The following is a 12,842-nucleotide window of genomic DNA, read 5'->3' as shown; positions in this document are numbered from 1 at the left end:
GGAAGTCAGGGCTCAATCTACGTCACAGCATTTTCACACTCTGGTTGGGTACGAGCTCACTGTCTTCCCGATGTGACAAGTGCTAGCTAAACACTCATCAAGAAGAGATACAAGGTTGGGTAGAGCGAAGCGAAACCCAACAAGCCATAGCGTCATTCGAGCGGTAAAGCCAAGAGGCGACTTTATTTCTTAAACTTGCTTATTCAATAATGTTCAATTGATATACACTGGTTAGGTAACGTATTGATAAGGATATTAAGTTGTCGCAAGTTAAAACTCTCCCCATTACAGCCAGACGCTGGCTTTCTCTTTTATTGTGCGCAATTACCGCCGCAACAATTACTGTATTTTTAAGCAAAATCGGTCTTGTACAAAAGGCATATTCAAGTTGGAGCGCTATTTTAAATGCGAATCCGGTTTTGCATTACAGCAGCGCATTTTTAGCGGGTATTGGCATAAAGCTCCTGCTTGATAAGTTTTATATATCGCATCCTAAACGCAGTATTGTGTTTAGCTGGCGATACCCGCCGGTGACAATTGCAGTGTGGTTATCAGTAGCAGCCTTACTTGTTTATCTTTTTGTGAATGCGGTATATAGAACGTATTTTCTTGACGATGATCTACTTTTTTCTAGTTTGAAGTATTTGCACATCACCCTATTTTCATCTGCATTATTTGTTGTGTTTCAAGAGACCAAAGAGAAAGCCAAAAAGTTGGGCGGCAAGTCGTGGTTCATCTTATTCACTATTTTAGTAACACTCTTGCTTGCATCAGGTTATTACCATACACCATGGTCGATTATCATTACATTTATCCTATTGTACTGTTTTGCGGTTATTTTAAGATTGCTCGCTAACAGCGAAGTAAAAAAAACGCACAACGAAAGCAACTCTGTTGGAGTTTATTCAGGTGATGATTTTAAGGATCTAGATGATTTCAGAGAGTGGTTCAAAGATGACTCAACTATTAAAAGTAAAAAAAAGTTAGAGCCCGACCTACAGGTGTATGCAAAGCGTATCACCGAGCGACTGCGTAACGGAGGTGATGATTATGAAGAAGACTTGGCGCAGCACATAGCGCTATGTGGACCATACGGTTGCGGAAAAAGTAGCATTGTTGCAGCAATAGCAAGCGAGCTTAAAAAGCCTAAACAGGTAAAATTGGAGTCATCTGATAAAGAAAAGCTAACAGTAAAACAACAAAACAAGATTAATTGGATACACAGTGATATATCAACATGGGGAGCAGCCAGCGGCAGTGTTGCTCATGTGGTGCTCAGTAACATTATTGATGATATAAGCCAGCATATTGATATGTGTGCTTTCCGTGCGCTTCCTAAACACTATACCGAAGCCCTAAAATCAGGTGGTAGTGCATTTCAGTTTGTATCTACCTTGCTCGCAGGCCCTGTTGATATCGAAGAAAGCTTTAAAAAGCTCAATGCAGTATTAGAGGAAACCAATCATAAATTATTGATCACCCTGCAAGACGTAGATCGCGGAACCGGCGATGAAAGCGAAAAGCGCTTAAATGGTATAGCTGCGCTACTAGATAGATTGAAAAATAGAAACTTAAGTCATATCAACTTTATTATCGCAATGGGTAATGAGAATGATGTTGCCATCGAAGTGATCTCAAAAGCGACTGATTATAAAGAAGATATTGCTACTTTGGACTGCTTTGATTATCTAAATCAATATACTAAGCTCTGCCTGGAGAATGCGTTAAAGCCTAATAAATATAGAAAAATTGAAAGTTATAAAATAATTGGTTACCGGGGATTGGTAAAGCTAGATGAACAATGCAAGGGGCAGCGTGACAGCTTATCATCCGAATTAAAAAAGCTCGAGATATCTACTAGCCATATTGCTAGCCATATAAACTCATTTCGGGTTCTAAAAAAAGTTTTACGTAGAGTGGATCAAGCTTGGCAACCTAAAAAATTGATGGGGGAAGTTAATTTTATTTCATTGATGATGGTGGTCGCTTTTAGAGAAGTTTACCCCGTTCAGTATTCCAGGTATCAAAAGTTAGCGACGAAAGGCAATCAACTACTACATAGATGGTCTGATCCCGAAAGTCTTAAGTTAAAAATAATAGAAATTTGCAAAAGTAATGATGGTGTTCAAGATGAACAACTAAAGCAATATGTAGGGCATATGCTGAGTATTGACTGGGGTAAGAGTGACGAAGCAAATGCCACAGTTAATCCAAAATTCAACTACTTGCAATCCGTTGGCTGTACAAATAACGCTGTAAATTATTTAGATCGAATTCAACGAGAGGATTTATCAAGAAAGGAAAAACTCTATGCTACAGAATTAAGTGATCAAATTTTAATTGCAAAGGTAGTTGAGCTAAGAGAGTCGGTTGGTATTCTAGAGTTTTTAGATAAATGGTTTGAATTAGATGATGAGTACCGCATAGGTGTTGAGCGTTTTTTCTTTATTCCTCATTGTGGTAATTATAAAGATATAGAATTCGTTAAATTTTTTGAAAGTAGTAAGCTTGAAAGAGAAAAGAACTTCAAAAATTTTAGTCGTCAGTGTGATATTGAATCTGCGATAGCTTGGTTGGTTTCAGAGAGCTTATCAGTGAAAGCTTTATTTGGGGTTATCGATTTTTTCTTTAATAAGTTTAAAAACGATAACTCAATAAAAATGAGTGAAGATCAGTATATATTTATTGCGTTGATCAACGATGAACTGAATTTGCATAAAATCTCCGAACCAGAGAATATAATGATATTTTTTAGGGAACTAAATAAGGTTGAAAATGAAAAAGCCCACATGTTTTTCTGCCTGTTTTTAATTTCTGCGACAAAGGAAGGGGGGAGAGATTATGATTGTGCTAATAAATGCTTTGAGTTTGACATATCTAATATTAGGGTAGCAGACCAGAAACTAAATGTCTTATTGGGCATTGATTCCAATAAATCGTTAGCAATATCGGTAGATGCAGGTATTGAATTTGATAATGCTGAGAGGTTGAATAAAGAAATAAAAGATATATTCAAATAAAGCACGCGCATGATCTCCATGGCTAAAGCCATCCCCACGGAATACAGAGTTGTAGTCACGGCGCAGCTCTTTTGTAGGTCTGGCTTTAGCCCGACAAAATGACGGGATAAATCCCGACCTACAAATAACTTAACGCTGAGCTGCTTTTGAATTAACCGTTAACAGCTCTAGGCTCTTACTCTTCAACCGCACTCACTACAAAATACGGATTTAAGTATTCATCTTTGGTGTTATAAATAAGCGGGCTGCCATCAAGCTTAGTGACTTTAGCACCGGCTATTTCGGCGATTGCATGGCCAGCACCCGTATCCCATTCACACGTTGGACCTAAGCGCGGGTAAATATCGGCGCTGCCCTCAGCTACTAAACACAGCTTTAGTGAGCTGCCTTTTGACACCATTTCAACCTCATCAAAGCGTTTTACAAATTCGGCTAAATCGGGTGATGGGTGCGAGCGGCTGCCTACAACACGAATTAACCCTTTGTTAGGTTTAGTTGTTACTTTAAGCTCAATTCGCTCATCGCCTTTATCTTTAAATGAGCCAATGGCTTCGGCGGCTAAGTACGATACGCCAAGGGCAGGTGCATCTACTACGGCTAAAATAGGAGTGCCGTTTTTAATTAGGGCGATGTTTACGGTAAATTCACCGTTCTTTTTAATAAATTCTTTAGTGCCGTCGATTGGGTCAACTAACCAGTAGCTTTTCCACGTTTGGCGTACATCCCAGCTTATGTCGGCGTTTTCTTCACTGAGTATTGGAATGTCGGGTGTGAGCTGTTGAAGCCCTGCCACAATCAGTTTATGAGCTGCTAAATCGGCGTCGGTTACGGGGCTTTCATCGGCTTTGTACTCAACGTTAAAGTCCTTTTCGTAAATTCCCATTATCGCTTGGCCTGCTTTGCGGGCAAGGATGAGGGTTTCTTCTAGCAGTTCGGTTTGATTCATGGGGTTAACCTATATTATGTGCTTTTGTTTTAGATACGTTATCAGTTGTGTAACCGATTGGTCTAGGGTGTTTTTACTTGTATCTAAAATTATTTCTGGATTGTTTGGCACTTCGTAGCTTGAATCGATACCAGTGAAGTGTTTTATCTCTCCAGCGCGGGCTTTTTTGTATAAGCCTTTTGGATCGCGGCTTTCGCATACATCCAGTGGGGTATCGATAAATACTTCAATAAACTCGCCGTCATCTACTAAGTTACGCACCATGTCGCGCTCCGCTCTAAAGGGCGATATAAACGCAGTAAGTACTAACAAGCCGGCGTCGGTCATTAGTTTTGCGGTTTCGCCTACGCGGCGTATGTTTTCAATGCGGTCTTCGTCGCTAAAGCCTAGGTCTTTGCATAAACCGTGGCGTACGTTGTCGCCATCGAGTAGGTAAGTGTGCGTACCTTGTTGATTAAGCGCCGCTTCTAGTGCGTTTGCTACGGTGCTTTTACCAGAGCCTGAAAAGCCGGTAAACCATAAAATAGCGGGCTTATGTTTTTTTTGCTCACTACGCTGTGCTTTTGTAGTTGCGTAGTTATGCCAAACTATATTTTCATCCATAGTGAGAGTCTCTTATGCTGTGAGCGCAGGTATTAAAACGGAAATACCAGCGGGATCAAGGTTAATACCGTGATTGAATAAATAATAGAAAGGGGTAAGCCCATCACTATGTAATCTTTTAAGCGATAGTTACCCGCGCTATAAACCATTAGATTAGTTTGATACCCAAATGGCGATATAAAGCTGGCTGATGCGCCAAAGGCAACCGCCATAATAAATGGTAGCGGGTCTACATTAAAACCAACCGCGAGCGAGTAAGCAACAGGGAACGACAAGGCAGCTGCTGCGTTATTAGTAATAAGCTCGGTAAATAATACGGTCATTAAAAATATGGCAATAAATGCGCCGTAAGGACCAAAGTCGCCAAGTACCATAAACATGGCGTCGGATATTTGCCCGGCAAGTCCGGTGCCTATCATTAACTTGGCAAGGCCAATGGCGCTGCCTACTACCACTAATAACTCGATAGGAAAACGGCGTTTTACTTCGTTAAGTTTTATGGTGCCACTGAGCATTAAGCCAATCAGTAATACTAATAAGCCTTTAACCAGCGGCACTATGCCAATAATGCTTAAACCCAGTACTGCGGCAAAGCTTAGTAGCACAATGTTTGATTGTTTAGGTGCAAGGTGGGCTTGTAAGTCAAACCCTGAAATATACACAAATTCGCGCTTTAAATTAGGCAAGGTGTAAAAGTTTTTGCCTGGGGCAAGTATAAGCGAGTCGCCAGCTTGTAATTGCACTTGCCCAAGGCCGCCTTGTAAGCGGTCGTGCCCACGGCGAATGGCAATAACAGCAGCATGAAATTGCTCTCTAAAGCGGGCTTCTTTTACGGTTTTGCCAATAAATTTTGAAGACTGACTTACGACTACTTCTACTAAGTGTTCTATGTCTTTTTGATGATTTTCGTGTACTACTTTTAGGCCGTCGAAACGGGTAAGTAATGGCACCGATTTTATGTCACCTACAAAAAGCAGCACGTCATCTTTTTGAATAATTTGCTGCGGGGTGACTGCGCATATGCGGCTGCCATCGCGAATAATTTCAGCAAGGAATAAGTCTTTTAAATCACGCAGGCCGTTTTCTTCAACGGTTTGGCCTATTAACTTTGAGTTTGTTTGTACTTTGCCTTCTAGGTAAAAAGGAACGACTTCTTGGTCGCTTTTACCGTTGTCGGGTAAGTATTTAAGCATCACTAAAATGGTAATTAGGCCTACGCTTAGCGCGCCTAAACCCACTAAGGTAAAGTCAAAAAAGCCCAGCGGTTCCATGCCCGCATCTACTGCAAAGCCATTGACGATTAAGTTGGTTGATGTACCAATAAGCGTAATAGTGCCGCCCAAAATAGCAGTGTACGACAGCGGTAATAATAGCTTTGAAGGGGAGTGATTAGGGTTGTCTTTTATCGCGGTAATAAGCGATGCAACAACGGCGGTATTGTTGGTAAACGACGATAAAAAGGCGGTTGATAACCCCAATTTCGTTACCGATTTTACTAAACTACCTTTAGATAGCGATTGCGCTAACTTTTGAATTAGGGTGGTTTTTTCTATTGCGGTCGACACTAACACCAATAGTACTAAGGTGATAAGCGACGGGTTAGCATAATTAATTAACATGCTTTCAAGATCGATTAGACCTGCTAAGTAGCTGGTGCCAATTGCGCTTACAAATAACCATGCTGGATTAATACGGGTGCCAAAAAGGCACCCGACTAAGGTAAGCATAATGCCTGTTAAAACGAGCTGTTCTACCATGCTTTTAAATTCCTAACAGGCTAAAGTTAACTTATAACTTAGAAATATCAAGCGCTTGCCAATGCGGAAAGTGCTTGCGTACTAAGCTGTTAAATTCAACTTCAAATTCGCTAAAGTTACTTTGCTGTGCTTGGCTTTGCAGTACTTGTTCAATCATGCCCGCAGCAACCGTTAGGTTTGATAAGCGATCGATTAGGATAAACGAGCCTGTTTCATGATTGCTGTGGTACTCGTCTGCCAAAATAGTTTCGGTTAGTTCAAGCGTTACAATCGCAATTTCGTTTAACTGCAGTGAGTCGCTAGTGCCGTGCTCAAGCGTGTTCACATCAATTGTGTAATCAATTTTTGTAACAATAGCTGAAGTGTTTTTGCTGCCTAGCTTTAGGTTATAGCTTTTACCTAATACTAATGGCGACTCATGCATCCACACAATTTTAGCTTGCAGCTGGTTAGTAACAACAGCCGTTGAATTTGCAGGTACTATTACGTCGCCTCGGCTAATATCAATTTCGTTATTTAGGGTAACGGTAATTGCTTGGCCTGCTTCTGCGCTGTCTAGGTTGCCATCAAAGGTAACAATTTCTTTAATGCTTGATGTTTTACCCGACGGTAATACTTTTATAGCATCGCCTACGTGTATCTTGCCCGATGTAAGTGTGCCCTGAAAACCACGGAAGTTTAAGTTAGGACGCACTACATATTGCACTGGTAGGCGCGCTTCAAAGCCTGTATCTGTTTCGGCTGCTGGCGAATCTTCTAGTAATTCAAGTAGCGGCTTGTCAGTGTAATACGGTGTATGAGCAGAGCGAGTTACTACGTTGTCGCCTTTAAGCGCCGACATAGGCACAAACTTAATGTTTGATACGTTAAGTTGCTCAGCAAATTTAAGATAATCGGCTTTGATTTTTTCATACACAGTTTCGTCAAAATCAACGATATCCATTTTATTAACGGCAACAACAAACTGCTTAATGCCAAGCGAGTCACAAATAAAGCTGTGGCGCTTGGTTTGTACTTGCACGCCGTAACGCGCATCAACCAAAATAATGGCGACATCACTTGTTGATGCACCCGTTACCATGTTGCGTGTGTATTGCTCGTGACCAGGTGTGTCGGCAATAATAAATTTACGCTTAGCCGTTGAAAAGTAACGGTACGCTACGTCAATGGTAATGCCTTGCTCGCGCTCAGCTTGTAGGCCATCAACTAATAATGCAAGGTCAAGATCTTCACCTGCATTACCTACTTTTTCGTTATCTTTATGAAGGGCTGCTAGCTGATCTTCATAAATTTGGTGGCTGTCGTGCAGTAGGCGGCCAATCAATGTTGATTTACCGTCATCTACGCTGCCACAGGTAAGCATACGCAATAAGCTTTTGTCTTGTTGGCGCGCTAGGTAGGCGTCTATGCCTATTTCTTTTACTTCGTTAAATGTATCGTTATTTTGGCTAGACATTAAAAATACCCCTCACGTTTTTTCTTCTCCATTGAGCCTGCTGAATCATGGTCAATAACACGACCTTCACGTTCAGATGACGTAGATAGCAGCATTTCTTCGATGATTTCGGTTAAAGTACTTGCTGTTGACTCAACTGCACCGGTAAGTGGGTAGCAGCCTAATGTACGAAAACGTACAGATTTCATTTGCGGTACTTCACCCTCATTAAGTGGCATACGCTCATCGTCAACCATAATTAGGGTGCCATCGCGATCAACAACAGGGCGCTCTTTTGCTAGGTAAAGCGGCACCATGTCGATGTTTTCTTGATAAATGTATTGCCAAATATCAAGCTCAGTCCAGTTAGATAACGGGAAAACACGAATGCTTTCGCCCGGATTAACTTGGCTGTTATAAGTGTTCCAAAGCTCAGGACGTTGGTTTTTAGGGTCCCAACGGTGGTGTTTGTCGCGGAACGAATAAACACGCTCTTTTGCGCGTGATTTTTCTTCGTCGCGGCGTGCGCCACCAAATGCAGCATCAAAACCATATTTGTTAAGTGCTTGCTTTAAGCCTTGGGTTTTCATTATGTCGGTATGTTTACCTGAGCCATGCGTAAACGGGCCTACACCCATTTCAATGCCTTCTGGATTTTTATGTACCAGTAGGTCAAAACCGTATTCTTTAGCTATACGGTCGCGAAACTCAATCATTTCACGAAACTTCCAATTGGTGTCTACGTGCAATAACGGAAACGGAATTTTTGCAGGGTAAAATGCTTTACGCGCTAAGTGCAAAAGTACCGACGAATCTTTACCAATAGAGTAAAGCATTACTGGGTTCTCAAACTCAGCGGCGACTTCGCGCATGATTTTGATACTTTCAGCTTCAAGTTGCTGAAGGTGAGTTAAAGCCATTGTTAGTCGTCCTACTAAAATGATTAAAAGTTACAAATTTAAAATTCGGTTATGTATTTGATACATCTGTTAGCGGCTGTGCAAAGCTGCTTGTTTGTTCGTTTTTCCCAAACCACGCTAGTTGCGAGTGCAGGGCGGCTACTTCACCAATAATGAGTAACGCAGGCGATATAATGCTGTTGCGCTGGATTAAGTCGGCAAGTTCGCCTAATTGGCCTGTTACTACACGCTGATTTTTGCGTGTACCGTTTTCGATAATGGCAACAGGTGTGTCGGCTTTGCGGCCATGTTTTAAAAGCTCGCTTTGTATGTGCGGCGATTTAATTACGCCCATGTAAATAGCAAGCGTTTGATTTGCTTTTGCTAGCGATTGCCAATCAAGTTCTTGGCCGTCTTTTTTACAGTGGCCAGTTACAAATTGAATGGCTTGTGCATGGTCACGATGCGTTAGCGGAATACCCGCATACGCACTACAACCTGCAGCGGCTGTAATACCCGGTACAATTTGATAATTTACGTTGTTAGCAGCCAGTACTTGTACTTCTTCGCCACCACGACCATAAATAAACGGGTCGCCACCTTTAATGCGGCACACTTTTTTGCCTTGTTTAGCAAGGTCGACCAGCATTTGGTTGGTGTCGTCTTGAACAACACTATGATCGCCTAAACGTTTGCCTACACAAATAAGGTCAGCATCACGACGCACTAATTCCATAATTTCGTCAGACACTAAAAAGTCGTATACAACCACATCGGCTTGTTGCATAAGTTGCAGTGCTTTAAGTGTTAAAAGCTCTGGATCGCCTGGGCCTGCACCTACTACATATACTTCGCCTTCAGGTTCTGCTTTTGCATCTAGCATTTGCTCTAATTGCTGCTGTGCGGCTTGAGTATCACCGGTTTGCACTTTACTCACGACAGATGAGTCGAACACGCCTTCCCAAAATTGGCGGCGGTCTGAAAAATGTTTAAAGCGTTTTTTTACTTTGTCTCTAAAGCCACCGACAAGTGTTGCAAGAGGGCCAATATGATGCGGAATAAGGGTTTCGAGCTTTTCGCGTAAGCGACGTGCAAGTACCGGCGCTGTGCCTGCACTTGATATAGCAATCGTAATTGGGTCGCGGTCAACAATGGATGGGAATATAAACGTACATTTAGGTTGGTCATCAACTACGTTTACAAATACATTGCGGGCATTGGCAAGTTCAAATACGTTGTTGTTTACTTCATCGCGGTCGGTTGCTGCAATAACAAGCATTTTGCCATCGAGATGCGACTCATCAAAATAAGCATCAATAAGCGTTACTTCATTATTATGCGCATGCTCTTTTAGTTCGTCGCAAAACCAAGGCGCTACTAAAGTAACGCTCGCTCTCGCTTTTAAAAACGCGCGACATTTGCGTAATGCGACCTCTCCACCGCCAACAACCAATACTGGTTTGTTGTCGAGTTTGGTAAAGATAGGTAAATACTGCACGTTAATAAGACCCCTAAACAAATTCAAATATAAGAAAACGCTTTATTCTGATAAGCAGAATATAGCGGCTATCAATAAGTAAAAAATAATTAAAACCAAGTTGATATAACCAAAAGTTATAATGGGTGGGCTTTTTAGGCCTAAGAGTTAGTTAACAAGGGATTGCGCCGAGTTACAAGTAAAATAAACAGCTTATAGTGTTTGGTTATGAGCTATAGCGAGTTTGGTTTAATTTGTTAATATGGAGGCATATCAAATTTTGTACTTATACCAATTGCATTAAATTAGTGATCTATTATAGCGACGAGAAAATAGCTCAATAACAAGGCTAAAATTATGATACATAGTTGTTCTATATAAATAATTTTTAACGTAGTTAGTAAGTTATTTAATACGCTAAAATGATCATGTTTTTAATAAAATTGGTATTACATAAGCAACGGAGCTCTAATGACACAACACCAAAAAGATGCCGCATTAGCAGTCGCACTGATGGATTTAACAAGCTTAAACACCAGCGATACAACCAAAAACATTCAAGCGCTTGTTGATAGTATAAACCCGACGCTGGGCACACCTGCTGCAGTATGTGTTTATAGCGACTTTGTTGATGATGCAAAAATAGCACTCGCAGCGCGTGAGCTTAACCACGTAAAAGTAGCAACGGTCACTAACTTTCCAACGGGTGATGCGCCACTGAGTGATGTAATTAACGAAACACTTATTGCAATAGAGCGCGGCGCTGACGAAATTGATTTGGTTATTCCTTATAAAAAGTTAATAGCGGGCGATGTTCAAACAGTAATTAGCTATGTAAGCGAAAGTAAAAAAGCATGTGGGTCGCGCGCCCAACTAAAAGTAATAATAGAAAGCGGTGAGCTAAAAACCGAAGCGCTAATAACGCAGGCTACTCAATTGGCAATTGAAGGTGGTGCCGATTTTGTAAAAACCAGTACGGGTAAAGTGGCCATTAATGCAACCCTTGAATCAACAAAAATTATGCTAACAGCCATTAAAAACTCGGATAAACGTGTGGGCTTTAAAGCTGCCGGTGGTGTTAAAACTGTTGCCGATGCCAGTGATTATTTAGCGCTAGCACGCGCAATAATGGGTGATGATTATTTACAAGAAAATACATTTAGGTTTGGTGCTTCAAGCTTACTGAATGATGTTTATAAAACCTTAGGAAAATAACCAATATTTTAGGATTGCACATTTATATAACCGATTAAATTATTAGCAGTTTAAACAATAATGTAATTAATTAATTAGATTTTCCAATGTGGGTATCTTTTAGGCTTGTGTTAATGAACTGCGTAAGTATAATAGGCATCCACTTTGCAGGGGCGTAGTTCCAATTGGTAGAACAGCGGTCTCCAAAACCGATGGTTGGGAGTTCGAATCTCTCCGCCCCTGCCAGTCTTACTTGTTATTTGAGTAGTCTGAGATTAAAAACCGGTTTAAATTAAGTCTGTTTTTAAGTTTAGATTTTAATGGATTAACCCTGCCGTAGTGTAGGGTTGTTGTGTCTGTAGTTAAGGTAATAATATTATGAGCACGAATGTAGAAACACCATCAAGTGCGATGGAGTCAGTAAAGTGGTTAGTAGCAATCGCGCTACTTGCAGGCGCAGTTGTTGGTAATCACATGTATGCAGATCAATCTGTACTACTACGTGCTATCGGCGTTGTTGTTGCAATAGCGGCCGGATTAGCAATTGCCTCGCAAACATTTAAGGGACGTAACTTTCTTGCTTTCGCTAAAGAAGCTCGAATTGAAGTACGCAAAGTTATTTGGCCAACGCGCCAAGAAACTACCCACACGACATTAATTGTAATGGTTGCAACAGTGATTATGGCACTTATCCTTTGGGGATTAGATGGCATTTTATTCCGCGCTGTAGGCTTTTTAACTGGATTGGAGATCTGATCCCATGTCGGATGAGAACGAGAACAAAGAAATTAAGTTACGTTGGTATGTAGTACAAGCCTTTTCTGGTTACGAAAAGCGTGTAGCTCAAACGTTAACTGAACACATTAAAATCGAAGGTCTTGAATCGAGCTTTGGTGAGATACTAGTACCAACTGAAGAAGTTGTTGAGATGCGCGCTGGCCAAAAGCGTAAATCTGAGCGTAAATTCTTTCCAGGTTATGTATTAGTACAAATGGATATGAATGACGCAAGCTGGCACTTAGTGAACAGCACTGAACGTGTAATGGGCTTTATTGGTGGAACGTCTGATCGTCCTGCTCCAATAACTCCTAAAGAAGCAGAACGCATTCTTAATCGCCTTCAAGAAAATGCTGAAGCACCTAAACCTGCTACATTATTTGAACCAGGTGAAGTTGTTCGCGTTACAGACGGACCATTTGCAGATTTCAGTGGTGTAGTTGAAGAAGTTGACTACGAAAAGAGCCGCGTAAAAGTATCTGTACTTATTTTTGGTCGTTCTACGCCAGTTGAGCTTGAATTCGGTCAAGTTGAGCAAGATAAGTAATTGATTAAAAAAGCTTCGCTAATTTTTATTTAAATTTTGGCATGAAGCTTGAAAAAGGCCGCTGATTAACTTATAATCAGCGGCCTTTTTGTATTAAGGTAAAATTTATTTTTACTGTGCAAAAAGTACGAAACCAATTTTTAAACTGGGAAGCCGTTAGAGTACGCGTCCTCGCGCGCACAAGGCT

10 protein-coding genes and 1 tRNA gene are annotated in these 12,842 nt (G+C 41.1%); 5 read left to right on the top strand and 6 right to left on the bottom strand.

Going from position 1 to position 12,842, the window contains the following annotated elements; translation table 11 throughout:
- Positions 1-260 precede the first annotated feature (260 nt).
- The gene (locus I6F40_RS18635; protein ID WP_197193311.1) at positions 261-3,020 is read left to right on the top strand and encodes an AAA family ATPase; all 2,760 of its coding nucleotides are present in this window, start codon (positions 261-263) and stop codon (positions 3,018-3,020) included.
- A 175-nt stretch (positions 3,021-3,195) separates the two neighbouring features.
- Here I6F40_RS18635 and cysQ read toward each other — a convergent pair whose 3' ends face one another.
- Genes cysQ through cysG form a run of 6 tightly spaced genes read right to left on the bottom strand, consistent with a single transcriptional unit; the run spans position 3,196 to position 10,158 of the window.
- A complete protein-coding gene (gene cysQ / locus I6F40_RS18630; RefSeq protein WP_166379489.1) occupies positions 3,196-3,966 on the bottom strand; it encodes a 3'(2'),5'-bisphosphate nucleotidase CysQ in 771 nt (256 codons plus the stop codon).
- Between the two features lie 9 nt (positions 3,967-3,975).
- Positions 3,976-4,569, bottom strand: coding sequence for an adenylyl-sulfate kinase (gene cysC / locus I6F40_RS18625; RefSeq protein WP_149605738.1), 594 nt, complete (start codon positions 4,567-4,569; stop codon positions 3,976-3,978).
- Positions 4,570-4,601: 32 nt separating this feature from the next.
- Entirely contained in the window at positions 4,602-6,326 is a 1,725-nt protein-coding gene (locus I6F40_RS18620) for an SLC13 family permease (RefSeq protein WP_166379491.1), read from the bottom strand.
- A gap of 31 nt (positions 6,327-6,357) precedes the next feature.
- Positions 6,358-7,782 carry a sulfate adenylyltransferase subunit CysN gene (cysN, locus tag I6F40_RS18615; RefSeq protein WP_007580108.1) on the bottom strand — a complete coding sequence of 475 codons (1,425 nt, stop codon included), beginning with the start codon at positions 7,780-7,782 and terminating at the stop codon, positions 6,358-6,360.
- Complete coding sequence (gene cysD / locus I6F40_RS18610) at positions 7,782-8,681, bottom strand: sulfate adenylyltransferase subunit CysD (RefSeq protein WP_008133447.1); 900 nt, start codon at positions 8,679-8,681, stop codon at positions 7,782-7,784. Before cysD ends, cysN begins: the two co-directional genes overlap by 1 nt.
- 49 nt (positions 8,682-8,730) lie before the next feature.
- On the bottom strand, positions 8,731-10,158 hold the full coding sequence (gene cysG, locus I6F40_RS18605) for a siroheme synthase CysG (protein WP_101164434.1): 1,428 nt from the start codon (positions 10,156-10,158) through the stop codon (positions 8,731-8,733).
- Positions 10,159-10,608: 450 nt separating this feature from the next.
- On the opposite strand from cysG, the gene deoC reads away from it, so the two are divergent.
- From deoC to nusG, 4 genes are all read left to right on the top strand, one after another.
- Entirely contained in the window at positions 10,609-11,352 is a 744-nt protein-coding gene (gene deoC, locus I6F40_RS18600) for a deoxyribose-phosphate aldolase (protein ID WP_166379493.1), read from the top strand.
- Positions 11,353-11,500: 148 nt separating this feature from the next.
- Positions 11,501-11,577 (top strand) — tRNA-Trp (locus tag I6F40_RS18595).
- A gap of 132 nt (positions 11,578-11,709) precedes the next feature.
- Positions 11,710-12,087: a preprotein translocase subunit SecE gene (secE, locus tag I6F40_RS18590; RefSeq protein ID WP_002958877.1), complete on the top strand. Its 378-nt coding sequence runs from the start codon at positions 11,710-11,712 to the stop codon at positions 12,085-12,087.
- Positions 12,088-12,091: 4 nt separating this feature from the next.
- The gene (nusG, locus tag I6F40_RS18585; protein ID WP_007580122.1) at positions 12,092-12,655 is read left to right on the top strand and encodes a transcription termination/antitermination protein NusG; all 564 of its coding nucleotides are present in this window, start codon (positions 12,092-12,094) and stop codon (positions 12,653-12,655) included.
- Positions 12,656-12,842 lie beyond the last annotated feature (187 nt).

Origin of the sequence: Pseudoalteromonas sp. SWXJ133 (genome assembly GCF_015864365.1) — a bacterium.
Lineage (GTDB): Bacteria > Pseudomonadota > Gammaproteobacteria > Enterobacterales > Alteromonadaceae > Pseudoalteromonas > Pseudoalteromonas arctica.
Note: the sequence above shows the minus strand (reverse complement) of the source record. Positions and strands in the feature narration are given on the sequence as shown.

Coding starts and splice junctions, on each gene's coding strand:
- cysQ (WP_166379489.1), bottom strand. CDS start 3,966: ATGAATCAAACCGAACTGCTAGAAGAAACCCTCATCCTTGCCCGCAAA.
- cysC (WP_149605738.1), bottom strand. CDS start 4,569: ATGGATGAAAATATAGTTTGGCATAACTACGCAACTACAAAAGCACAG.
- I6F40_RS18620 (WP_166379491.1), bottom strand. CDS start 6,326: ATGGTAGAACAGCTCGTTTTAACAGGCATTATGCTTACCTTAGTCGGG.
- cysN (WP_007580108.1), bottom strand. CDS start 7,782: ATGTCTAGCCAAAATAACGATACATTTAACGAAGTAAAAGAAATAGGC.
- cysD (WP_008133447.1), bottom strand. CDS start 8,681: ATGGCTTTAACTCACCTTCAGCAACTTGAAGCTGAAAGTATCAAAATC.
- deoC (WP_166379493.1), top strand. CDS start 10,609: ATGACACAACACCAAAAAGATGCCGCATTAGCAGTCGCACTGATGGAT.
- secE (WP_002958877.1), top strand. CDS start 11,710: ATGAGCACGAATGTAGAAACACCATCAAGTGCGATGGAGTCAGTAAAG.
- nusG (WP_007580122.1), top strand. CDS start 12,092: ATGTCGGATGAGAACGAGAACAAAGAAATTAAGTTACGTTGGTATGTA.